This window comes from Fulvivirga sp., from assembly GCF_040218215.1.
In the GTDB taxonomy this organism is placed as follows: Bacteria; Bacteroidota; Bacteroidia; order Cytophagales; family Cyclobacteriaceae; genus Fulvivirga.
Map to the genome: position 1 here is coordinate 143,662 of NZ_JAVJQL010000011.1, position 24,209 is coordinate 167,870.

15 protein-coding genes are annotated in these 24,209 nt (G+C 39.3%); 11 read left to right on the forward strand and 4 right to left on the reverse strand.

The genetic code is table 11. From position 1 onward, the window contains the following. Nucleotides 1–344 precede the first annotated feature (344 nt). From proS to pbpC, 9 genes are all read left to right on the forward strand, one after another. A complete protein-coding gene (gene proS, locus RIB54_RS05320) occupies nucleotides 345–1,823 on the forward strand; it encodes a proline--tRNA ligase (RefSeq protein ID WP_350099599.1) in 1,479 nt (492 codons plus the stop codon). A gap of 125 nt (nucleotides 1,824–1,948) precedes the next feature. Beyond that, complete coding sequence (locus RIB54_RS05325; protein WP_350099600.1) at nucleotides 1,949–3,454, forward strand: sensor histidine kinase; 1,506 nt, start codon at nucleotides 1,949–1,951, stop codon at nucleotides 3,452–3,454. 56 nt (nucleotides 3,455–3,510) lie between these two features. Then, the gene (locus RIB54_RS05330; RefSeq protein ID WP_350065635.1) at nucleotides 3,511–4,200 is read left to right on the forward strand and encodes a glycosyltransferase family 2 protein; all 690 of its coding nucleotides are present in this window, start codon (nucleotides 3,511–3,513) and stop codon (nucleotides 4,198–4,200) included. A 56-nt stretch (nucleotides 4,201–4,256) separates the two neighbouring features. Continuing rightward, nucleotides 4,257–5,660 carry a cellulose synthase family protein gene (locus RIB54_RS05335; protein WP_350099601.1) on the forward strand — a complete coding sequence of 468 codons (1,404 nt, stop codon included), beginning with the start codon at nucleotides 4,257–4,259 and terminating at the stop codon, nucleotides 5,658–5,660. Then, nucleotides 5,653–6,990, forward strand: a complete 1,338-nt coding sequence (locus RIB54_RS05340) for an MptA/MptB family glycosyltransferase (protein WP_350099602.1) — start codon at nucleotides 5,653–5,655, stop codon at nucleotides 6,988–6,990. The genes RIB54_RS05335 and RIB54_RS05340 overlap by 8 nt, the downstream gene beginning before the upstream one ends. Further along, nucleotides 6,977–7,477, forward strand: coding sequence for a rhodanese-like domain-containing protein (locus RIB54_RS05345; protein WP_350099603.1), 501 nt, complete (start codon nucleotides 6,977–6,979; stop codon nucleotides 7,475–7,477). Before RIB54_RS05340 ends, RIB54_RS05345 begins: the two co-directional genes overlap by 14 nt. Then, the gene (locus RIB54_RS05350; RefSeq protein WP_350099604.1) at nucleotides 7,470–8,069 is read left to right on the forward strand and encodes a TIGR04282 family arsenosugar biosynthesis glycosyltransferase; all 600 of its coding nucleotides are present in this window, start codon (nucleotides 7,470–7,472) and stop codon (nucleotides 8,067–8,069) included. Before RIB54_RS05345 ends, RIB54_RS05350 begins: the two co-directional genes overlap by 8 nt. Nucleotides 8,070–8,209: 140 nt before the next feature. Then, nucleotides 8,210–13,804 carry an alpha-2-macroglobulin family protein gene (locus tag RIB54_RS05355; RefSeq protein WP_350099605.1) on the forward strand — a complete coding sequence of 1,865 codons (5,595 nt, stop codon included), beginning with the start codon at nucleotides 8,210–8,212 and terminating at the stop codon, nucleotides 13,802–13,804. Between the two features lie 17 nt (nucleotides 13,805–13,821). Next, a complete protein-coding gene (gene pbpC / locus RIB54_RS05360; protein WP_350099606.1) occupies nucleotides 13,822–16,155 on the forward strand; it encodes a penicillin-binding protein 1C in 2,334 nt (777 codons plus the stop codon). 56 nt (nucleotides 16,156–16,211) lie between these two features. Here pbpC and aceA read toward each other — a convergent pair whose 3' ends face one another. Together aceA and aceB are read right to left on the reverse strand one after the other, a co-directional pair. Then, on the reverse strand, nucleotides 16,212–17,492 hold the full coding sequence (aceA, locus tag RIB54_RS05365) for an isocitrate lyase (RefSeq protein ID WP_350099607.1): 1,281 nt from the start codon (nucleotides 17,490–17,492) through the stop codon (nucleotides 16,212–16,214). A gap of 4 nt (nucleotides 17,493–17,496) precedes the next feature. Then, on the reverse strand, nucleotides 17,497–19,101 hold the full coding sequence (gene aceB / locus RIB54_RS05370; protein ID WP_350099608.1) for a malate synthase A: 1,605 nt from the start codon (nucleotides 19,099–19,101) through the stop codon (nucleotides 17,497–17,499). 108 nt (nucleotides 19,102–19,209) lie between these two features. Between aceB and RIB54_RS05375 the strand changes: the two genes are divergently transcribed. Continuing rightward, nucleotides 19,210–20,694 carry a helix-turn-helix domain-containing protein gene (locus tag RIB54_RS05375; protein ID WP_350099609.1) on the forward strand — a complete coding sequence of 495 codons (1,485 nt, stop codon included), beginning with the start codon at nucleotides 19,210–19,212 and terminating at the stop codon, nucleotides 20,692–20,694. On the opposite strand, the gene RIB54_RS05380 is transcribed toward RIB54_RS05375, so the two are convergent. After that, on the reverse strand, nucleotides 20,691–21,089 hold the full coding sequence (locus RIB54_RS05380) for a hypothetical protein (protein WP_350099610.1): 399 nt from the start codon (nucleotides 21,087–21,089) through the stop codon (nucleotides 20,691–20,693). The genes RIB54_RS05375 and RIB54_RS05380 overlap by 4 nt on opposite strands. Before the next feature lie 63 nt (nucleotides 21,090–21,152). Beyond that, entirely contained in the window at nucleotides 21,153–21,566 is a 414-nt protein-coding gene (locus RIB54_RS05385) for a DUF3995 domain-containing protein (protein WP_350099611.1), read from the reverse strand. Nucleotides 21,567–21,698: 132 nt separating this feature from the next. Between RIB54_RS05385 and RIB54_RS05390 the strand changes: the two genes are divergently transcribed. Further along, nucleotides 21,699–24,194 (forward strand): ABC transporter permease, encoded by a 2,496-nt coding sequence (locus RIB54_RS05390; protein WP_350099612.1) that lies wholly within the window; start codon nucleotides 21,699–21,701, stop codon nucleotides 24,192–24,194. The last annotated feature ends 15 nt before the right edge of the window (nucleotides 24,195–24,209 follow it).

Genomic DNA, 24,209 nt, shown 5'->3' on the forward strand with positions numbered 1-24,209 from the left:
GAGAGAAGCTCTCATTTGGGTCAACATCCTTAAAATTGGTCTGAATGTTTTCGACTATTAAGTCTTCAGAATTAGTTGCCATGAGCTTTTTCTTCGCTTTACGATCTTTAGGTGTGAAATACATGTCATCGTATTCCTGTGCGACAACCTGCCCACTTATAACAAGAAAGGTGGCAATAATCAGTGTAAGAGTTCTATTAATCGTTTTCATGGCACTTTTTGTTTATGGTTACTAAACATAATTTATTAAACGAGAATTCCCAAAAGCAGGGTTATATATCATTATATTTGCTCGCAATAAATATTTATTCTAAAACAAACAAAAAACATACCAGAAATTAGTTATGGCGAAAGGATTACCAAAAAGAAGTGAAGATTATTCTCAATGGTATAATGAATTGGTGAAAAAAGCTGATTTAGCTGAGCATTCATCGGTAAGAGGTTGTATGGTAATTAAGCCTTACGGGTTTAGTATCTGGGAAAAAATGCAAGCAGCACTTGATAAAATGTTTAAAGACACAGGGCATTCAAATGCTTACTTTCCATTATTTGTGCCAAAACATCTTTTTGAAGCTGAGGAAAAGAATGCGGAGGGTTTCGCTAAAGAATGTGCAGTAGTTACTCATTACAGGCTAAAAAATGATCCGGATAATAAAGGAAAACTTATTGTTGACCCAGAAGCCAAATTGGAGGAAGAACTTGTGGTAAGACCAACCAGTGAAGCGGTTATCTGGAGTACTTATAAAAATTGGATTCAATCTTACAGGGATTTGCCATTACTTATTAACCAGTGGGCCAATGTGGTGCGTTGGGAGATGAGAACAAGACTGTTTTTAAGAACGGCAGAGTTTTTATGGCAGGAAGGGCATACTGCGCACTCAACAAAAGGTGAGGCTATTGACGAGACCAAGCAGATGCTAGAAGTATACGCAACCTTTGCCGAAGAGTTTATGGCTATGCCTGTGCTTAAAGGTGTTAAGACAGAGAGTGAAAGGTTTGCCGGAGCTGAAGATACTTATTGCATTGAAGCTTTAATGCAAGATGGAAAAGCACTGCAAGCTGGCACTTCACATTTCCTTGGACAAAACTTTGCCAAAGCATTTGATGTGAAATTTGCAGGCAAAGATGGTAAAGAAGATTATGTGTGGGGTACATCATGGGGTGTGAGTACAAGATTGATGGGTGCATTGATTATGGCTCATTCTGATGATGAAGGATTAATATTGCCTCCAAAATTGGCTCCTATACAAGTGGTTATTGTCCCAATATTTAAAGGAGAGGAGCAATTAGCTCAAGTAAGTGAAGTAGCAGAGAAATTGAAAAATGAACTTCAGGCTCTGAACATCAGTGTGAAATTTGATGACAGGGATACGAGTTCACCAGGGTGGAAATTTGCCGAATATGAGTTGAAGGGAGTTCCTGTAAGAGTGGCTATTGGGCCAAGGGATTTGGAAAATGGTACTTTAGAGATTGCTCGAAGAGATACTAAAGAAAAGCAGATATTTAAAGTAGAAGATGCTGTTGCTCATATCAATCATTTGATGACAGACATTCAGGAAAATATCTATAAAAGAGCATTTGATTTTAGAGCAGACAATACTACTGAAGTGGAAACCTATGATGAATTTAAGCAGGTTTTAGATACTAAAGGAGGTTTTGTACTTGCACATTGGGATGGCACAGCCGAAACAGAAGATAAGATCAAAGAAGAAACCAAGGCCACTATTAGATGCATTACGCTGGATTTTAAAGAAGAAGCAGGAACTTGTATCTATTCAGGAAAGCCTTCTAAAGGTAAGGTGGTTTTTGCCAGAGCTTACTAACTGAATTTAAAACAAAGCAAAAGAGGTCATTATGAGAATAATGACCTCTTTTTTTTACCATATGTCAGTTGACGGACTCAAATAAGTTAACACCTACATCTTAAGACCGTTATGTTCAAACTGATATGGGAGTAAACATAATTAAGGATATAAGAGGTAAGGACAGGCTAATGTTAGTGGTTCTGATTGGCATAGCCGTTTTACTTATTTATTTCATTGCCTCATCACATTATTTGGGTTTAAAAAAGTCAAAGGAGCATGTTTTACAGAAGCTGAGGTCAGTAGCTGTAACGGCAAGTATGATGATAGATGGAGATGATCATCAATACATTTCAAAGAATTACAAAAGGAAAAATGACCTGATTAATTCCAAAGACGATTCAATTTATTTGGAGCTTCATCAAATCCTGAAAAAGATAAAAGAGCTAAACCATTTAAGCAGTCCAATCTATACAATGGTGTACAATGGTAAGTCAGATGAATATGAGTTTATTATTACTTCCTCTGATGAGCCTTATTACCGTCATATGTTTGTCAATTATCCATCGCAACTAAGAATGAATTATGATTTTGGTGGCGTAATAGATGAATACAAGACCGAAAATGGAACATGGCTATCAGCTTTCGCTCCTATAAAAAACTCGAAAGGAGAAGTGGTAGCCAACCTTCAGGTAGACGAAAGGTTTGACGATTTTATTGCAAAAGCTAACGCAGATTTGGTAAAGAACATAGCGGTCACCTCGGTGCTGTTCGTTCCTTTTATGCTTTTCTTATATTCTTTTATGAAAAGCACGTTGGAAAAGGAAGAGTATAGCAGGCGTATGCTGGAAGAGCAAAATGAAGAAATTCAAATTCAAAATGAATTGATTAAAGAGTCGAATTTGACGCTGGAAGAGGCTAATGCCATTGTTAAGGCAAGGAATCAGAACCTTGATAAGATTGTAAAAAGGAGAACAGCGGAGTTGACTTTGGCCAATGAAGATTTGGCTACCTTTTTATATCGATCATCACATGATATCCAAGGACCAATTGCTTCTATAAAAGGGATTTACAATTTGGCAAATTACGACCTTGAACCTTCTAAGCAATACCTGGGAATGATCAATGACAGTGTAATGCAACTGGACACAAGGGTTAAAAGCATAAATGCGGTGTTTGAGGTTAAACAAAGAAAAGTGCATAAGACTTCATTGGGTTTAAAGCAGTTTATATCTAAAACACTGGAAGCACAGACTGGTCAAATTGGATGTGAAAATTATGAGCTTCTGTTGAATATTGATGATGGGCTTGCCATCGAGTCTGACCAGCTTTTGCTGGAAATTGCACTTAGCGAATTAACTAAGAACTCATTTCAATTCAAGTCAGATATTGGCCTTGTATTAAAAATTGAAGCTAAAAAATTAAGTAAGAAACTATGTAAAATTTCATTTTCAGATAATGGACAAGGGATAGCGGATGAAATAAGAGGAGAAATATTTGACATGTTTAAACGGGGTCATGAAAAATCACAAGGAGCAGGACTTGGTCTTTATGCTGTTAACTTGGCAATAAACAAGCTAAATGGTAAAATCGAAGTATTTTCAGATGGCCTAACCGGTACGACATTTGAAATAACTTTGCCTATTTACTAATTGGTAACAATTGTGACAATTTGTAAAGCAGAGATTCACTTACTTTGCAGCCATTTATGAAGTACATAGTTAATGTCATTATACCTGCCTTCAATGAAGAGAATGGAGTTGGTTCAGTAATAAAAGAAATCCCAAAGGGTTTGGTTGAAGAAGTGATAGTAGTCAACAATGCATCAACAGACCAGACAGAAAAGGAAGCGGTAAAAGCAGGGGCAACTGTACTGAAAGAAGAGGTTAAAGGGTATGGGCGTGCTTGTTTAAAAGGCATGCATTATATCTCCATGAAACAGGTAAAGCCAGATATAGTGGTTTTTATCGATGCGGATCATTCTGATTACCCTGAAGAAATACCTTACCTGTTGAAACCAATTATAGATGATGATATTGACTTTGTAATCGGTTCCAGAGCGCTGGGTAAAAAAGAAAGGGGAGCTATGACACCTCAGCAAGTATTTGGCAATTGGTTAGCAACAAGCCTAATGAGGTTGTTTTATAATGTTAGGTTTACTGATCTTGGGCCATTTAGAGCTATAAAGTACGAGAAACTGATGGCTCTGGATATGCAGGATAAAACTTATGGCTGGACGGTGGAGATGCAACTCAAGGCAGCTAAAATGAAAATGAAATGTGTGGAGGTACCTGTGAACTATCGCAAGCGAATTGGGTTTTCAAAGATATCTGGTACTGTAAAAGGTACTATCTTAGCAGGCTATAAAATCATATGGACTATACTGAAGTATTTGTAGAGTAAATGGAGTGGATTGTTATCATATTGTACTGTGTTACTTTGCTGTTCATCTTTATGTTTAGTCTTGGACAGCTACACCTTGTAGTGCATTATATAAGGGCTAAAAGAAGCCAGGTAAATACACCAACTCAATTAAAAGAGTTGCCTACAGTAACTGTGCAGCTGCCAATTTATAATGAAAAATACGTGGTTAATCGACTGATTGATGCAGTTGCTGCTTTTGATTACCCAAAGGACAAACTAGAAATTCAATTGTTGGATGACTCTACGGATGAAACGGTTGATATAATAGCACAAAAAGTTACTGAATGGAAGACCAAAGGGCTGGATATTGAACATATCCGCAGACCAGATAGAGTGGGTTTTAAGGCTGGTGCACTACAATATGGGATGGAGATTTGTAAAGGGGAATTCATAGCCATCTTTGATGCTGATTTTGTCCCTACTCCAGATTTTCTGATAAAAACTGTTAATCAATTTGAAGATAATACTGGCGTGGTGCAAACCCGCTGGGGCCACCTCAATAAAGATTATTCAATATTGACCGAACTTCAGGCGTTTGGACTTGATGCACATTTTTCAATTGAGCAGTCGGGGCGTAGTCATGCAGGTAGTTTTATCAATTTTAATGGTACTGGAGGAGTTTGGAGAAAGCAGTGTATTATAGATGCAGGTGGTTGGTCAGCTGATACATTGACAGAAGATATTGATTTGAGCTACAGGGCTCAGCTGAAAGGATGGAATTTTAAGTATTTAGAAGATTGCGTTGCTCCTGCTGAATTACCAGTGATCATGTCCGCAATAAAATCGCAACAGTATAGGTGGAACAAAGGCGCTGCAGAAACGGCCAGAAAGAACCTTTGGAAGGTGTTAAGGTCAAAAATAAAATTTAGCAGCAAAGTACATGCTGTCTTTCACCTATTTAATAGTTCAGTGTTCGTTTGTTTGCTTTTGGCTTCTATTCTAAGTATTCCAATGCTCTTTATTAAAGATGCCAATCCAAAACTAGAGTTGATATTTGATCTTGGTAGTATATTTCTTTTGGGCTTTTTCTCCATTGCTTTCTTCTATTGGGTGGCTTCAAAACAAACTAACCCGATGAATACAAAAAGACATTTCTTTAGAATATTCCCAATGTTTCTTACAGTATCAATGGGTTTGTCATTACACAATGGGCTGGCAGTTTTAGAAGGTCTTTTTGGGTTTAAAAGCGATTTTATCAGAACACCAAAATTTAATATTGTCAACAAAACAGACAGCTGGAAAAACAATATTTATGTCAAACCAAAAATCAATTTACTAATCATACTTGAAGGACTTTTGAGTTTGTATTTTGTAGGGGGTGTTGCGGCAGGAATCATGCTAAATGACTGGGGGTTGATGGTTTTTCATATCATGCTGGCCCTGGGTTTTGCTACGGTTTTTTACCAGTCTGTGAAAACGATAAGCCATGCCTGAAAAGGTGAGTTTAAATAAGCTCTGGCCTGTAGTTGCCCTTTCAGCAATTCTATATTTTTATTTTGCCTATTTTCTTGAACGCACTCAGACTTTTGATATCTCAATTGTTTATGCCGCACTATTTGGACTGTACTTGTGGACTATAAATAAGGAATGGAAGGCAAAGGATTTGCAAATTCTCATATATTCAGCCATTGCCTTTAGAGTGCTATTATTAGCTTCATTTCCAAATCTATCCGATGATATTTATCGATTTGTTTGGGATGGAAAGTTAATTGACGCAGGTGTTAATCCTTTCGCATATTTACCTTCTCATTACATAGAAAATAATGTTTCAGTTGACGGGTTAACCGTTGAATTGTATAGTAAACTCAATTCTCCAAATTACTTTACAATATACCCGCCTTTTGCTCAATTTCTATTTTGGATGGCTGCAGCTCCTACTAACTCCATATTGATTAGTGCAGGTATAATTCGCCTCTTTATTATTGCTGCTGAAGTAGGAACTATACTTATTGGAGTAAAACTTTTGAGACAATGGAAACTGCCTGAGACCAATATTTTGATCTATGCGCTAAACCCACTTATAATTTTAGAGTTGACTGGTAACCTACACTTTGAAGCATTTATGATCTTCTTTTTGGTGGCAGCTATGTACTTTTTCATGCAAATGAAAATGCTAAATACTGCTGGGTTTTTGGCGCTATCTGTTGCTGCTAAGCTGCTTCCATTGATGCTACTACCGGCTTTATTGAAAAAGATGAAAGTGAAAAAAGCTTTAATACTTTATGCTCTGACCGGACTGTTTATAATCATTTTATTTACACCATTTTTAAATAGTGAGTTCATCAAAGGAATGAGGGAGAGTGTTGGTTTGTACTTTCAAAAATTTGAATTTAATGCCAGTATATATTACCTGGTGCGTGAATATGGCTATTGGGATAGAGGTTATAACATTATTGAAACGGCAGGTAAAGACTTGGCGCTTTCTAGTCTGCTGGGAATCTTGATTATTAGTATCTTCTATCCAAGAAAACTATCTATAGCTTACCCTTGGTTACTTGTGTTGACTTTTCACTTGCTAATGTCTACCACTGTGCATCCATGGTATATTTCTTCCTTGGTTATACTCAGTATTTTTACAAAGTATCGTTATGCAGTACTGTGGTCATTTTTGATTTTCTTTACGTATGCCGGTTACACTGCTAATGGTTTTCAGGAACAATTATGGATAACTGTGGTTGAGTATGTTGCGGTAATCGGATTTATGATTTATGAAATTTTTGGTAAATACAGATGGAATTTGAATTATGAAAATGAGAATCATTAATGTAGCTTCCTGGCTGATTGTATTATTAACCAATGCGTGTATGGGACAAAAGACATTTGATGAAAAGATAACATCATTGCTAAATAATACCGTTCCCATCATAAAAGAAGAAGAGCTTTCCAAGCGCCTTCAGAGTGAGAATATTAATTTATTAGATGCACGGTCAAAAGAGGAGTTTACAGTTAGTCACATAGATGGCGCGAAATTTATCGACTATGATTCTTTTGATAAGGATATGCTTAAAGGGTTGTCAATGGACGATACAGTTGTTGTATACTGCTCGGTTGGCTATAGGAGTGAGAAAATAGGTGAAAAACTACAGAAGCTTGGCTATAAAAATGTGCTTAATCTTTATGGGGGTATATTCGAGTGGAAAAATAAGGGGCATAAAGTAGTCGATAATAAGGGCGCACACACTGACAGTGTCCACACTTATAACAAATCCTGGTCGCAATGGCTCTATAAGGGGGTTAAGGTCTATGAGTAGGCTGTTGATCATTTTTGCGAGAAATCCAGAGCTTGGTAAAACTAAAACAAGGCTCGCCCAAACCTTGGGTGATGAGGCGGCTCTGGCTATTTATTATAAATTGATCAATAAGGCCCAGGAGGTAACTGCAGATTTACCGATTGATAAGGCTGTTTATTATTCATCGTTTATTGATAGGGAAGATAGCTGGGATAATGAAAAATATCAAAAATACCTTCAAAAAGGTGACACGCTTGGAGAGAAGATGTATTATGCTATTGAAGAAGGTATCAGCAATGGGTATCAGCAAGTAGCATTAATAGGCACTGATATTTATACACTTACGGCTGATATCATTATGAGGGGTTTTGAACTGCTAAATGAGAGTGATACTGTCTTGGGGCCAGCAAAGGATGGTGGCTATTACTTAATTGGAATGAAGCGTCCTGAACCTTCAATATTTGGTCTTAAAGAATGGAGTCACTCTGAAGTTTTTTCTCAAACAGTTAAGCTTATTAAAAATCAGGGAATGTCCTACAGCACCACCCAAACACTTAATGATATTGACAAACCTGAAGATTTGAAGGGTACGGATTTGGAGGTTTTGATTTAGGAAATAGCTGTTTCTCACAAGTTTACGCACTCCCATTATTTTTTGGGATGAATTAAATACAAAATAGCACTTTGTTTACTCAAAATTTGTGATATTATGCTCAACTTAGTGCTTTTGTTTAATCCCTTATTATTTCCCTGATGAAACCATCTCTATTTAAATTAATCGGCCTTCTGGCAATACTTGTTTCTATTGCTAGTTGTGGCAAGAAAGATCAAGATTCTAAAGTTGATCCTGCCTTTGGCCAATATATTAGCAGCTTTACGTCTGGCTATATATCAAAAACAGCATTTCTTACTATTCATTTAGCTGATGCCAGCAAGCAGTTTACTGAACCTCAAGGTCAAATAGATATGAATCTTTTTGACTTCTCGCCATCAGTTGCCGGAGAAGCATTCTGGATCGATAATCAAACTATAGAATTTAGACCTAAAGAGTATCTTACTTCTGCTACTACCTATCAGATAGAGTTTGAATTGGGTAAGGTACTTGATGTAGAATCAAAATTTCAGACTTTTAACTATCAGGTTAAGACTCCTGAGCAGTCATTTGAGGTATTTGTTGAAGGAACTACAACTTATGATGACAAAAGCCTGGTATGGAGTTTTTTAAAGGGTTCTTTAAATTCTGTTGATTATTTGTCGGGTGAGGAAGTTGAGAAACTTCTGCATGCAGAACAGAATAATAAACGATTGAAGATTCGTTGGACGCATGATGCTTCTGGCAAGACCCATTATTATGCCATTGATAGTGTGGTAAGAAAAGATCAGGCAGGATATGTGCTGTTGGAATGGTCTGGAAAAGATATTGGTTTGGACATATCTGGTAACAAAAAGTATGAGATACCAGCGCTCTCAGATTTTAAAATGATGTCAGCGACTGTTGTGCAGTCACCTAGCCAGTTTATTAAGATCCAATTTTCTGACCCCGTTAAGAAAGATCAGGACCTCGAAGGCCTGATAAGAGTTGAAGGAGAATCGAACTTGAAATTTGTAATTGAAGACAGTGAAGTAAAAGTTTACCCCGATGACAGGCTTAAGGGAAATAAAATCATCTACCTGACAACCGGAATCAAAAACATTATGGGAAGCAAGTTGTCCAAGGCTGAAAAAGTTGAGGTAAACTTTGTAGAGGTAAAACCAGCGGTAAGAATATCAGGTAATGGCACAATTCTTCCCGGCACTGATGGAATGGTATTTCCGTTTGAAGCGGTAAATCTTGAAGCAGTTGATGTTAAAATTGTAAGGATTTATGAAAGTAACATTAGACAGTTTTTACAGGTAAATAATCTTAGTGGTTCCTCACAGCTTACAAGAGTAGGCAGACCTATTGTACAGAAAAAGATTAATCTGACCTCTGAAAATCAGATTGACTATGGCAATTGGAACAATTTCACACTCGACCTTTCTAAGATTATAACTCAGGAGCCAGGTGCCATTTATAGGGTTGAAATAGGTTTCAGAAGGTCATACTCCCTCTATGCATGTGAAGATGATACAGCCGATGAGGAAGAAGGAGACTTAGATGAGAATTGGGATGCCCCAGCTTCTTATGAAAACTCTGAGTGGGATTATTATGAAGACTATTATGAGGATGAATATTATTACGACTATGATTGGCAAGAACGTGATAACCCTTGTCATCCTACCTACTACAGACAAAATAGAAAAGTATCTAGAAACATTCTGGCGTCAAACATTGGTCTGATAGCTAAGGCAGGCAAAGACAAAAAAATGCTGATTGCCGCTACAGACATAAGAACTACTGCAACTCTGGCGAGCATTGACATAGAAATATTTAACTATCAAAACCAACTTATCGGCACATCAAAAACAGACCAACAAGGCATGATCACCATTGATCTCGAATCAAAACCTTATTTGTTGGTAGCCAAAAATGGAGCTGAACGCGGGTACCTTAAGCTGGATGATGGATCTTCATTGTCTTTAAGTCAGTTTGATGTTAGCGGCCAGGTGGTGCAGAATGGGCTGAAAGGTTTTATTTATGGAGAAAGAGGGGTATGGCGTCCTGGTGACACACTATTCTTGAACTTAATGCTTGAAGATAAAGCTAAGGTATTGCCTGAATCGCACCCGGTAATATTTGAGCTAACCAACCCTCTTGGTCAGATTACTCATAGAAAAATTCAAAATATTGGTCTTAATGGGTTCTACAATTTTACAGTAAGTACTGACCCGGAAGCACCTACTGGTAACTGGACAGCAAAAATGAAAGTAGGTGGGGCAACGTTTACTAAGATTATAAAAATTGAAGCAATCAAACCTAACCGTTTGAAGGTAAAGTTAGATTTTGGGGTTGACAGAATTGCGGTAAATAGGCCTGATGTTAAAGGGGATATGACTGTATCATGGCTTCATGGAGCTCCGGCAAGAAATTTAAGAGCTAAAGTAGGTGTTACACTTACTCAGGCTGCAACAAAATTTGACAAATTCCCAGACTATCATTTTACTGATCCTGCAAGAAATTTTAGTGCCGAAGAACAGGTGATTTTTGATAGTAACATTGACCAGAATGGAAATGCACAAGTAACATCCAATATTAAGGTTCATGATACCGCACCAGGTATGTTAAAGGCCAACTTTGTTACCCGCGTATTCGAAGAAAGTGGTGATTTTAGTATTGACAGATACTCTATTCCATATTCTCCATTTGAGCGATATATAGGAATAAAAACTCCTGAAGGAGATAGAAGAGGAATGCTTCTCACAGATACTCTTCATACAGTAAACCTGGTTTCAGTTGATCCTGATGGCAAGCAGGTGAGCGTTGATGACCTGGATGTGGTAGTATATAAATTGAATTGGAGATGGTGGTGGGATTCATCTGATGAGTATTTGGCCAACTATGTTGGTAGCTCATACAAAGGGTGGGTACAAAAGTTTAAAGCTAAAACAGTTAATGGGAAGGGTTCTTTTAATTTTAAAATTGAATACCCTGACTGGGGCCGTTATATGGTGCGGGTTACAGATAAGGAAAGTGGCCATAGTACAGGAAAGATTGTTTACATAGATTGGCCAGGCTGGGCTGGAAGAGGAACAAGAGAGAACCCGGGAGGTGCATCCATGCTTTCATTCTCATCCGACAAAGGTGAGTATAAAGTAGGTGAAGCCGCCAAAATTTCTATCCCTGCAAGTGATAAGGGAAGAGCATTGCTTACTGTTGAGTCGGGTTCTAAGGTATTGCAGGCCACCTGGATAGAGGTGGATGGTAAGGAAGTTAACCATAGCCTGACCATCACTCCGGACATGGCACCTAACGCATTTGTAAGTGTTACTATGCTTCAGCCGCATGTCCATGACAACAATTTGCCCATCAGGCTCTATGGTGTGATTCCTATTGCGGTTTCTGATCCACAAACACATCTGGAGCCAGTTATAGTTATGCCTGATGAGTTAGCACCTGAAACTAAAGTGGACGTTAAAATCTCAGAAAAGAATGGTAAAAAAATGACTTATACTGTGGCAGTTGTTGATGATGGTCTATTGGATCTTACCAGGTTCAGTACACCTAATCCACACCCTGTATTCTATGCTCGCGAAGCATTAGGGGTCAAAACCTGGGATCTTTATGACTATGTGCTTGGTGCTTATGGAGGAAAGTTAGAGAGATTATTAAGTGTAGGTGGTGATGAAGACCTAGGCGGGGGTGCTAAAGAAAAGGTGAACCGCTTTAAACCTATGGTTCGTTTTTATGGGCCTTATGAATTGAAAGGAGGAGGAACTAACAATCACGAGATTGATATTCCTAATTATATAGGTTCAGTGCGTACTATGGTCATTGCCGGCCAGGATGGAGCCTATGGAAATGCAGAAAAGACAACTCCAGTTAAAAAACCATTGATGGTACTGGCTACCCTTCCAAGGGTTTTAGGCCCTGATGAGGTTGTAAAACTTCCTGTCACTGTTTTTGCAATGGATACTAAAGTGAAGGATGTTACCATTAAAGTGGAGGCTAATGACAAGTTTAAAAAAGGTTTTGAAAGTATTAAGAAGATTCATTTTAACGAGGTAGGAGATCAGGTAGTAAATTTTGAATTAGAAGTTGCGCAAGCTATTGGAAAAGGAGAGCTTAATGTTACTGTTACCTCGGGAAGGGAAAAGGCTTCATATCCGATAGAGTTGGAAGTAAGAATCCCGAATACTGTATCGTCAAAGTTTGTGGAAGCAGTAATTGAAGAAGGTCAATCTGCTGATCTTAATTATGAGTTATTTGGTATTACAGGAACCAATTCAGCAAGCCTTGAACTATCGAATATCCCCCCTGTTGATTTTGAGCGCAGACTTAAGTATTTGATTGAGTACCCTCATGGCTGTATTGAGCAGACTACCTCTCAGGCTTTCCCGCAGCTTTATATTGCAGATGTAATGGAAATTGATATTAAGGTACAAGCCCGAATGTCTGACAATGTAAAATCAGCACTACGAAAACTTAATAGTTTCCAATTCAGCGATGGAGGATTTAGCTACTGGCCGAACGGAACAGCATCCAGTGACTGGGCTACGAGCTATGCCGGACACTTTATGCTAGAGGCAGAAGCTAAAGGTTTTACATTACCAATAGGGTTGAAAAACAAATGGATTCAATATCAACAACGAACGGCAAGAAATTATAGTCCTGTCACAACTACGGACTCTAGAGGTAATCATGTCAATTATCGATATGACTTCGCTCAAGCCTACAGGCTTTATACTTTGGCACTGGCGGGTAAGCCGGAAATTGGGGCAATGAATAGGCTAAAGGCAGATAACAAGATGGGACTTACTGGTATTTGGAGGCTGGCGTTGTCCTACCATCTGGCTGGCCAATCTAATATAGCCAATCAATTGATAGGTAATTTAAGCACTTATGTACCTACTAAAGGTAACGACAGCTACACCTATGGTTCAGTAGATAGAGATAATGCGATGATGCTTGAGGCTATGAGTGTAATGAATAGAAAAACAGAGGCAATATCTCTTGCGAAGCAAATATCCAGTGCATTATCTGGCAAACAATGGATGAGTACACAATCTACTGCATATTGTTTATTGGCGATGGTTAAGTATGCTGGTACTAGCGGAACTTCAAAAGAGATGAAATTTAAATATGATATCAATGGCAAAAAGGAAGATATGATTTCTAATCTGCCTTTGAAACTTGTACAAGTTGATGTCTCAAAAGGAAAATCAGGAACAGCAAAAGTAACTAACCGTGGTGAAGGGGTATTATTTGCTAGAATGGTGGTATCAGGTATTGCGCCACAGGGGGAAGAAATTTCAGAGAGTAAAAACCTTTCAATTTCAGTTAAATACCAGAATATGGATGGGGGCAACATCGATCCAACAAAGATTGAGCAGGGAACAGATTTTGCAGCCTTGGTGACCGTCAGCCACAATAATCCAAATATTTATCTTCAAGACATGGCCATAACTCAGATTTTCCCATCAGGGTGGGAAATCCTAAATACAAGAATGGATGGTAATGAAGCATTAAACAGGGTAGATGTCCCACAATATCAGGATATAAGAGATGACAGGGTGCTTACATATTTTAATTTGAGTAGATATAGTACTTATAATAGTGGCGGATTCACTAAGACGTTTAAGATCCTTCTTAATGCTGCGTACTTAGGCAAATTTTATCTGCCTGCGGTGTCAGCAGAATGCATGTATGACAATGAGATATTTGCCAGAGAAGCTGGAAAATGGGTTGAAGTAGTACGCCCAGGGGAATAAAATAATTCCTTGTAGGGATGAAGATTAAAGTGAAAAAATATATCAAATGGGCAATGGCAGGGTTAATTACCCTGCTTTTGTTTTCAAGATTTATTATACCTAATCCGGAATTTGAAAAACCTACGGCAACTGTTCTTGAGTCTACTGAAGGGGTTTTGTTGGGAGCTAGAATAGCCTCTGATGGACAATGGCGTTTTCCTTCTGCTGATTCCATTCCTCTAAAGTTCCAAAAATGCATTCTAGCCTTCGAGGATCGATATTTTTATTATCACTTTGGCATTAATCCAGCTTCTATTTTTCGTTCCATAAAAGTAAATATTGCTGAAGGCAAAATTGTTCAAGGCGGTAGCACCATCACCATGCAAGTAGCACGTTTGCTCAGGGATGGTAAGCCAAGAAATCTGTATCAAAAGATTATTGAGACATTTATTACACTGCATCTTGAAGTCAATTATTCTAAAGAAAGGATTTTAGAAATGTATGCTTCCAATGCACCTTTTGGTGGAAATGTGGTGGGCTTGGAAGCAGCTTCATGGCGATATTATGGCCGTTCTCCTTTTCGGTTGTCCTGGGCCGAATATGCAGCTCTGGCTGTACTCCCCAATGCACCAGCTTTAATTTACCCCGGTAAGAACCATGATATTCTAAAAAGAAAAAGGGATTTCCTTCTCGACAAGCTTCTGGAAATGGATGTGATTGATGAGGAAACCAATCAACTTTCTAAGTTGGAACCATTGCCAGGGGAACCCCAACAACTCCCTAATGTAGCGCAACATGCTTTGGACAGGGTTTATTCTAAAAGCCCCGGAAAGAGGGCGGCTACTACAATTAAATCTAACCTACAGCGTAATGCACAGCGCATTTTAAATAATCACGTACAGTATTTGACTAATAATGAAATATACAATGCCGCGGCAGTCCTTGTAAAAGTAGAGGATGGAAGTGTACTTGCCTATGTAGGCAATGCCAATTATACCAAAGAGCATGATAACGATGTAGATGTTGTTATTGCCAATAGAAGTACAGGCAGTATACTTAAACCTTTTCTATATGCTTCGGCACTTACCAACGGAGAATTGCTCCCAACAATGCTGGTGCCTGATGTTCCCACCTATATTTCCGGTTATGTTCCAAAAAACTATTTCCCGTCTTTTGACGGAGTCGCAAGGGCAAATGAGGCACTTTATCGCTCCCTTAATGTGCCTTTTGTTCGTTTGCTGCAGCAGTATGGAGTAGATCGGTTTTACAACGATCTCAAAAAAATGAAAATGTCATCGTTACGTTTTCCTTCCAGTCATTATGGTTTGTCATTGATACTTGGTGGTGCTGAAGCCCAACTTCTCGATTTGGCAAGCATGTACAGTGGCATGGCCAGGGTTTTAAAGCATGGTGGTGTTGCATATCCAAGTTCAGATTGGTTTAGGTCAAATATTATTGAATCAGAAAGAGAGCAATCTACAAAATCTATGAAAGTTGTTTCGGCAGCGGCCATCTATCATGCCTTTAATGCCATGAAGGAGGTCACTCGCCCGGTGAGTGAAGATGGCTGGCAGTCCTTTTCTTCCAGTAGGCACATAGCCTGGAAGACGGGTACAAGTTTTGGAAATAAGGATGCCTGGGCAGTGGGTGCTACACCGGAATACGTGGTAGCAGTGTGGGTTGGCAATGCTGATGGAGAAGGTAGGCCTGGGTTGACAGGAGTTACAGCAGCAGCGCCATTGATGTTTGAATTGTTTGATCAATTGCCAGGAACTTCATGGTTTGAATTGCCACTTGATGATGTGGTGGAGGCGGCTGTGTGCACAAAAAGTGGCTATAGAGCTTCGCAATATTGTGAAGCTGCTGATACTGTAGCACTACCCATCACTAACAAAAAGACTCCAATATGCCCATATCATAGACTAGTGCATTTAAGCAAAGATAGACTCTGGCAGGTAAACGCAGATTGCGCACTTCCTTCTGAAATTGTAAACGAGAAATGGTTTGTTTTACCTCCTATGCAAGAGTGGTACTACAAAAGAAAATCGCCTTTATATGCAACTCTACCACCGTTTAGAGAAGATTGCATGGATTTTGATTCGGACCCTTTGATGGAGTTCATATATCCTAAAAACACCAGCAAAGTCTTTATCCCTACGCAGCTGGATGGCAGCAGAGGAAGCGCAATTTTTGAAGTTGCATATCGCACAGCTGGTAAAGATTTATTTTGGCATTTAGATGGTGAATATTTGGGTAGTACGCGTGATTTTCATCAAATGGAAATTGATGGAGCTAAGGGTGAACACGTGCTTGTTGTGGTTGATGAGGAAGGAAATGAAATGGTAAAGGTATTTACTATTTTGAATGACTAACAAAAGCGGCTTACTGAAAGGTAAGCCGCTTTATCTATTTGGTTTAGGTTGAATTGTTACTTTACAAATTGTGCCTCTTCTGTGCTGCCTTTCATAGCAGTGGTTGAAGAGTTTCCTTGCTGCACGATATTCTGAATGCTATCAAAGTACTGGGTGCCTACAAAAGTCTGGTGCTTTACAGCTCTAAAACCTTCTGATTGTAGTGCAAACTCCCTTTCCTGCAGTTCGCTATAGCCGGCCATTCCTCTTAATTTATACGCTTTTGAAAGCTCAAACATTGAGGTATTCAAAGCATGGAAACCAGCAAGTGTTATGAACTGAAATTTATAACCCATGTCAGCGATATTTTCCCTGAACGTTTCCATTTCTTTAACCGACAGCTTAGCAGCCCAGTTGAAAGAAGGAGAACAGTTATAGGCAAGCATTTGTTCTGGATATTTTTCTCTGATTGCCTGCGCAAACTCTCGTGCTAATCCAAGATCTGGATTTGATGTTTCCATCCAGATTAGATCTGCATAGGGTGCATAGCTCAATCCACGATCTATACCCTGAGCTAGTCCATTTTTTACAACATAGAAACCTTCAGCAGTGCGTTCACCAGTTAAGAACTTATGATCCCTTGGGTCAATATCAGAAGTAATTAGATTAGCTGCTTCAGCATCTGTGCGTGCTACCAATAGGGTGGGTGTATCCATCACATCAGCTGCCAGTCTCGCAGCTACTAACTTGTTAATGGCCTCTTGTGTTGGTACTAACACTTTGCCTCCCAGATGTCCACATTTCTTAGCTGATGAGAGCTGATCTTCAAAATGAACACCAGAAGCACCAGCTTCGATCATGGCTTTCATCAGTTCAAAAGCATTCAGATTACCACCAAAACCTGCTTCAGCATCTGCAACTATCGGCACCATCCAGTCTATGTCCGATTCGCCAGTTACACTTTGAATCTGATCTCTGCGCATCAGTGCGTTATTAATTCTCTTTACCACCTTAGGTACGGAATCAGCAGGGTAAAGTGACTGGTCAGGATACATCTCGCCTGCCAGGTTTGCATCAGCTGCCACCTGCCATCCGCTTAAGTAAATAGCTTCTAAGCCTGCTGTTACTTCCTGAATGGCCTGGTTCCCGGTAAGGGCGCCAAGTCCAGCTACAAATGGTTGATTATTTAGCTTTTTCCATAACTTCTCTGCTCCAAGCTTAGCCAATGTATGCTCAACAACCACTGAACCTCTCAATTTCGCCACATCTTCCGCGATGTACGGTCTTTTTACATTTTTCCAACGTGGATTCGTCATCCAGTCGTTATATAGTTTTTCTATTTGATCTTCCTTGGTCATGGTTTCAGTCGATTAGTAGGTAAGCATTTAAGGTTAAAAATTCTTCAAATTCATTAGTCAGAACTAGTTGATCGAAAAGCTCAATTGCCTTTTTGAATTGACCATTTTTATAGTATTCATCACCCACATAAGCTTTGATTTTTACCAACTCTTCGTTTTTCAATTCCTGATAAAGTGTTTCATCAATCTTGCGTCCATCTTCCAATTTGGCTTTGTTCTTTATCCATTGCCAAACCTGGGTTCTTGATATTTCGGCAGTAGCGGCATCTTCCATCAAATGATAGAGCGCTGCCGCGCCATTGCCTTGCAGCCAGCTTTCAATATAAAGAATGCCAACATTGATATTAGTCCTTAACCCTGCTTCGGTGATGGTTCCTTTAGGCACTTTTAATATATCCTTAGCAGTGATGTTTAAATCGTTTCGTTTAATGTGGATCTGGTTTTTGGTAGGCATATTCCTGTTAAATGCGCTTTCCGCCACCTTCACTAAATCCGGATGTGCAACCCAGGTGCCATCATGTCCCATTTTAGCTTCCCTTTCCTTATCGGCCATTACCTTTTCCAAAGCAATTTCGTTGGCTTCAAGGTCAGATTTAATAGGAATTTGAGCAGCCATGCCGCCCATGGCATGAACATTTCTTTTATGACAAGCCTTGATTACAGCCTGGGCATAAGATTTCATGAAATGAACATCCATGGTAATCTGCGCCCTGTCCGGCATGATAAAACCTTCAAGGTTTTTAAATTTTTTGATATAGGAGAAAATATAATCCCAACGACCACAGTTGAGTCCAGCACTGTGTTCTTTTAACTCAAAAAGAATTTCATGCAATTCAAAACTTGCTGTAATGGTTTCTATTAGTACAGTTGCTTTTATTGTGCCTTGAGGGATGCTCAAATAATCCTGAGCGAAAACAAAAACATCATTCCATAACCTTGCTTCAAGATGCGATTCCAGTTTAGGTAAATAGAAGTACGGCCCACTACCTTTATTAATCAGGTTTTGAGCATTGTGATAGAAATATAGCCCGAAGTCTAACAGACTACCGCTAATGGGCTGATCATTGACAAGAATGTGCTTGTCTTCCAAATGCCAGCCTCTTGGGCGAACAAAAAGAACAGCCGTTTCTTCATTGAGCTTATAAAGTTTTTTGGTTTTAGGATGTTCAAAGGTGATAGTGCCATCAATAGCATCCCTTAAGTTAATTTGCCCTTGAACGGTGTTGGTCCAGTTAGGACTGTTACTGTCTTCAAAGTCAGCCATGAAAACCTTAGCACCAGAGTTGAGGGCATTGATAATCATTTTTCGCTCTACCGGACCAGTGATCTCCACTCTGCGGTCAATTAAATCTTGTGGGATGGGGGCTACAGTCCAGTCGCCCTCTCTTATAGCTTTAGTGCTTTCAAGAAAATCAGGCATGTGACCTGAGTCGATGGCTCTTTGGCGCTCCACTCGGGCTTTCAAAAGTTCAAGACGCTGCTCATTGAACTTTTGATGCAAGGCATTAAGAAATGATAGTGCCTCTGGGGTAAGCACGGTGCTAAAATCTGCACTCACCTCGGGCAGAACTTTCATTCCGATTGGGATTTTTTCAGTGGTTGCTATCATATTATTTGGTTTTTAAAAGTTGAATCAGGGGCTAATATAGAAAATATTCTTTAATAGCGAAAATTCGCTAAAAGAAATTTTACTCAATAATTACATATCTTTGATCTCATGATCGATGGTAATTTTTCACTGAAGCATATTTTGGGTCTCAAGGTGCGTGATTTAAGACTAAGCAAGGGCTTGTCTTTTCAGGAGATGTCTGAGAAATCAGGCTTGTCTATGTCTTATCTCAGTGAAATAGAAAAGGGTAAAAAATACCCTAAGGGCGATAAGATCATGGTGTTGGCAGCTGCGCTGGAAGTGAGTTATGACTACCTGGTTTCTTTGCAGGTTTCTAAAAAACTTGAGCCTGTAATCAGCCTTTTGCAATCTGATCTTTTTAAGGAGTTTCCATTGGAGACCTTTGGCCTTGATCCTCAAAAAATTATAGAGCTAGTCTCTCAAGACCCTGAAAAGATCAATGCTTTTATCACTTCTGTGATCAATATTGCCCGTAATTATGAAATGCGAGGTGAGCACTTTTACTATGCCGCATTACGCTCTTATCAGGAGATGCATGACAACTACTTTAAAGAGCTGGAAGACGCAGCAGAAGCTTTTCGTGAGTCGTGTGGGGTGAATCAAGATCAGACCATTGATTTCAACCAACTTGAGAACCTATTAAAAAGTCAATTTGATATTACCGTTGACAGGGATTCATTATCAACCATCGCCCCTTTACGGGACTTAAGATCTTATTACGTAAAGTCAAATAAGAAATTGTTATTGAATGAAGGCTTAACTGAGGCGCAGCAGAGTTTTTTGTTAGGTAGGGAATTGGCCTTTCAATATTTAAAAATTAAGAAAAGGCCAGAAGAGACCCCTCCACAAAAGGTTTATGGTTTTGATGCTATACTTAACAATTATAAGGCCTCTTATTTTTCAGCAGCGGTGATCATGCCTGAGTCACAGGTGGTGGCTGACATCAGAAGTGTAGCTGCATTGCCAAAACTGAACAACCAAATGCTCATTGACTTGATTGATAAGTATGCAGCAACTCCAGAGCTATTGATGCAGCGGTTGACTAATATTTTACCACAGCATTTTGGTATAAAGAACCTCTTCTTTTTAAGATTTGTAGGCACAGATAATTTCTCAAAGTACGATTTAACAAAAGAATTGCATTTATCAAGAGCCCACAGTCCGCATGCCAATGGCTTGAATGAGCACTATTGCAGGAGGTGGTTGGCTATCAGGATGATTAAGCAGCTTCGGGCCACTTCCAGGATGGGTGATGCCAATGAGATAATTACAGGTGCTCAGATTTCTAAATACTATGGTACCGAAGACGATTATTTCTGCTTGTCGCTTGCCTTCCCGAACATTTCAAACCCTATTGAAAGCATCAGTGTGACAATTGGTTTTTACATAGAATCCAACTTGAAGAAAAGGATTAAGTTCATCGATGATCCTGATATTAAGTCAAGAATAGTGAATAATACCTGCGAGCGTTGTGCTTGGGCAGAATGTGAGGATAGGATAGCCCCTCCGGAACATATTGAAAAGGTAAGGCAGCAGGAAGATATTATTAAGGCTATGGAAGGTCTTGGTTAATTAGTAAACACACACTCGTTTTCTGGCGCTTTCCAGAAAATAACAGGGTTTAATATCTCATCGGTATTTATTGCGTCCTCACCAGTGCCAAGATATCCTAAAGTTGCTCCCGCACAATTCCTTACTGAGACAATAGTGGAGCAGAACGGGCAGCAGTTTTGAAAAACAAATACAACTTCTCCTCGATATGTAGCCTTGATAACATAAAAGTACTTGTTATACATTTCACTCTGGCTCTCTACCTCTTCGGCAAACCAACTCGAGTCTTCACCGTCACCACAGACATTTTCTATGCCACAAACTATTATTTCTTCTTTGCTGCATTTAGAAAGTAGCAATATGACAACGATGCTGATAAAAAGTATTACCAGGTTAGTTAGAATGCGATTTTTCATGATTTTCAATTTTATACACCTTAAAGACACCATGCATTGGAAAATGGTTGGAACTGAACTTTATTATATAATTGCTACAATAAACCCCAGCCCGGCCAATAGCACACAAAGTGGCGAGAAGTACTTAGTATCAAGTTGCCCGAATTTGGTTGTTCTTACACTTTTGAAGAACCCGACATATTTAAAGTCACCTATAGCTCTTAGTAAGAAGATAGAAGGTATGACCCAATGAAGGAAATTGGTAAATGAGGGGAGTACGATATTTAACAAAGGCAGTAAATAAAATAAAGAAAAAGTTAATAGCCCTAAACCAACTACAATGCATGAAAGCACACTTGTTTTCAACATTTTTTTACCTTCTAAGTTCGTAGGCACAGAATTATCCAACCCCCATTTGCCTCCGGTTGCCCAATAGAAATGAAGTGCTGACAAGACAAGGAATATCAGACTAAGCAGCAAGCGAGCAATAAATATCATAGCAATTTCATTTTGATTGAAATTACCCTATTCATTCAATAAAGTACAATTCTGTGACAACTTGTTACAAAATTTCCATTCTTAACTTACTGCTAATCACTACCTTGCCGAGGTCAAAAACAACAACTCATCATGCTAAAAAATTATTTCACCGTTGCACTCCGTGCATTCGCCAAGCAAAAGGTATATGCTGTTATTAATATTCTTGGTCTTTCGGTAGGCCTGGCCGCAGCACTTTTAATATTTCTTTACCTCCATAGTGAATTAACCTATGATCGCCAGTTTGAAAGGTCGGAAGATACTTACATTCTTGGGGTTAAATTTATTGACAAGGAAGGAAACCAATACCCAAATACGTATGTGCCTGGTGGATGGACTACCTACTTGAAGGAAAATCTGGAGTCTGTAACAGGTGGCATTAGAACCATGTGGATGGGTATGCCTGCCAGTATTCACTATGTGCCGGATGATCGAATGATCATGACTGAAGATATTTTGTGGGTGCAATCCAACTTTCATGAGTTTATGTATTTTCCTGTGATTACAGGAAATAGGGAGAAGGCGCTTGAAAATCCGACCGGCATGGCCATAAGTCAGTCATCTGCCCGGGACTTATTTGGCGATGAAGACCCCATCGGCAAGCAGGTGACTTTAAGGCATAGCTTTGCTACCAATAACCAGCCTTTGGAATTGACGGTATCAGCGGTTTATGAAGACTATCCGCAGAACATTCACATCAGACCAAAATATATTGTGAACTACTATGCCCTAAGGCCTTTTCAGCAATTTCCTCCCGGAGTAACTTTCGAGCAATATGAAGAGCACATGTATCAAGGAGGCTACCAAAGCTATATTCTCACCAAGCCCGATACTGATGAAGAGACCTTATTGGCAGGAATGAATACTATGATTGATCAGGTTTTTGCTGACAATCCAAATTTGGCTGAGGAGTTTGAAGGTACCGTGGAGCCTGTAGTTAGAAACGTGCAGGACATCCATTTTGATAAGGAATATGCCTGGGTAACAGAAGGTGGAGGTGATATTACTTATATCTACACTTTTGCTTCCATTGCGCTGCTCATTATAATTATTGCCTGCATCAATTATATGAACCTGGCAACTGCAAGGTCAGCAAAACGCTCCAAGGAAGTAGGATTGAGAAAATCATTAGGCGGGGAGCGTCAGCAGCTGGTAGGTCAGTTTATGATGGAGTCTTTTCTTATGGTATTTCTGTCATTTCTTATCGCGCTGCTTCTGGTGGTTGTCATCCTTCCAGAATTTAATGAGTTGGCTAGTACTTCTATTCCTTATTCAGCCCTATTTAGCACAGGTATTTTACTGAGCATGTTTGGACTATTGCTTTTTGTGGCTTTCATGTCAGGCATCTACCCAGCTTTATTTTTGTCAGCCATGAATACAATAGACACGCTGAAAGGAAAATTCACTTTTAGTAAAGGCTCAAATATTTTAAGAAAGTCATTGATCGGTTTTCAGTTTGTAATAGCCATTATATTGTTGATTTCAACGGTGATTGCTGTAAACCAAATGAGCATGATGCAGAGCAGCAAGCTGAATGAGGCTGGAGATCAAATTTTATCCATCCGACATGGTGGTACGGCAGATTATAATAAATATGCCACTTTTAAGAATATGCTCAAGCAGGATCCAGACCTTCAGTATGTCACTTTTGGCAATCATCTTCCAAGGCTCGACTTCTTTGGTCCATTGGGCGTGCCTTACAAGTTCCCTGATGTTACTGACGAAGAATATGAGTGGAACACCTTTAATGTGGATTATGATTTTATAAAAACCTATGGACTGGAATTGATAGAAGGCAGAGACTTCCAAATTGGAAATACCTCAGATTCACTGTCTATTGTGATCAATGAAAAAGCTTGTGTGGCGCTTGGCAAAACCCCGGCTGAAATGGTGGGGACTGCCATGTCTTATCCCAAAGTAAATGGTTATTTTAATTATGACTATGAGCAACCACAAACCGGCCAGGTAGTAGGTGTGGTGAAGGACTTTCCTTACCAGTCGGCATATCAGGCCATTGATCCTTTAGTGATTAGTCCAAAGCCTCACGCCATAGACAGAATCCTTTATGTAAAACTACCCGAAGGCAAATTTCAGGAGAAAATTGTCCTGATAGAAAAGGTGTGGAAACAGGTATATCCCGGAGTTGGATTGGATTATTGGTTTGTGAATGATGAGTTTGAACGAATGTATGTGCTGGAAAGACGAGTTTCAGCATTGGCTACCAACTTTGCAGGACTGGCAATATTTATCACTTGCGTGGGACTGTTTGGTCTGGCTTCATTTACCACCGAGCAGAAGACCAAGGAGATAGGCATTAGAAAAGCATTGGGTGCCAGCAACTTTCAGATATTATTTTTACTGCTTAAACTATTCCTCCAAATACTGATTGTTGCTGCCCTGATCGCTGTTCCCGTTTCATATTTCTTGTCAGAGTGGTGGCTGCAGAACTTCGTTTACCAAACCCCGATGAGTTGGACATTATTTGTAGGTAGTATTTTGGCGATTACACTATTGACCGTGATAACAGTAAGCTTCGAGAGTTTGAAAGCATCCTTGTCTGATCCTGTGAAGGCGTTGAGGTATGAGTAGTATTGGTCTATCCTT

What these genes read in the sequence shown, in the direction of transcription:
- RIB54_RS05350 (WP_350099604.1), top strand. Translation starts at nt 7,470, where the DNA reads ATGAGTAGGCTGTTGATCATTTTTGCGAGAAATCCAGAGCTTGGTAAA.
- RIB54_RS05340 (WP_350099602.1), top strand. Translation starts at nt 5,653, where the DNA reads ATGCCTGAAAAGGTGAGTTTAAATAAGCTCTGGCCTGTAGTTGCCCTT.
- pbpC (WP_350099606.1), top strand. Translation starts at nt 13,822, where the DNA reads ATGAAGATTAAAGTGAAAAAATATATCAAATGGGCAATGGCAGGGTTA.
- RIB54_RS05375 (WP_350099609.1), top strand. Translation starts at nt 19,210, where the DNA reads ATGATCGATGGTAATTTTTCACTGAAGCATATTTTGGGTCTCAAGGTG.
- RIB54_RS05355 (WP_350099605.1), top strand. Translation starts at nt 8,210, where the DNA reads ATGAAACCATCTCTATTTAAATTAATCGGCCTTCTGGCAATACTTGTT.
- RIB54_RS05385 (WP_350099611.1), bottom strand. Translation starts at nt 21,566, where the DNA reads ATGATATTTATTGCTCGCTTGCTGCTTAGTCTGATATTCCTTGTCTTG.
- proS (WP_350099599.1), top strand. Translation starts at nt 345, where the DNA reads ATGGCGAAAGGATTACCAAAAAGAAGTGAAGATTATTCTCAATGGTAT.
- RIB54_RS05380 (WP_350099610.1), bottom strand. Translation starts at nt 21,089, where the DNA reads ATGAAAAATCGCATTCTAACTAACCTGGTAATACTTTTTATCAGCATC.
- RIB54_RS05330 (WP_350065635.1), top strand. Translation starts at nt 3,511, where the DNA reads ATGAAGTACATAGTTAATGTCATTATACCTGCCTTCAATGAAGAGAAT.
- RIB54_RS05345 (WP_350099603.1), top strand. Translation starts at nt 6,977, where the DNA reads ATGAGAATCATTAATGTAGCTTCCTGGCTGATTGTATTATTAACCAAT.
- aceA (WP_350099607.1), bottom strand. Translation starts at nt 17,492, where the DNA reads ATGACCAAGGAAGATCAAATAGAAAAACTATATAACGACTGGATGACG.
- RIB54_RS05325 (WP_350099600.1), top strand. Translation starts at nt 1,949, where the DNA reads ATGGGAGTAAACATAATTAAGGATATAAGAGGTAAGGACAGGCTAATG.
- aceB (WP_350099608.1), bottom strand. Translation starts at nt 19,101, where the DNA reads ATGATAGCAACCACTGAAAAAATCCCAATCGGAATGAAAGTTCTGCCC.
- RIB54_RS05390 (WP_350099612.1), top strand. Translation starts at nt 21,699, where the DNA reads ATGCTAAAAAATTATTTCACCGTTGCACTCCGTGCATTCGCCAAGCAA.
- RIB54_RS05335 (WP_350099601.1), top strand. Translation starts at nt 4,257, where the DNA reads ATGTTTAGTCTTGGACAGCTACACCTTGTAGTGCATTATATAAGGGCT.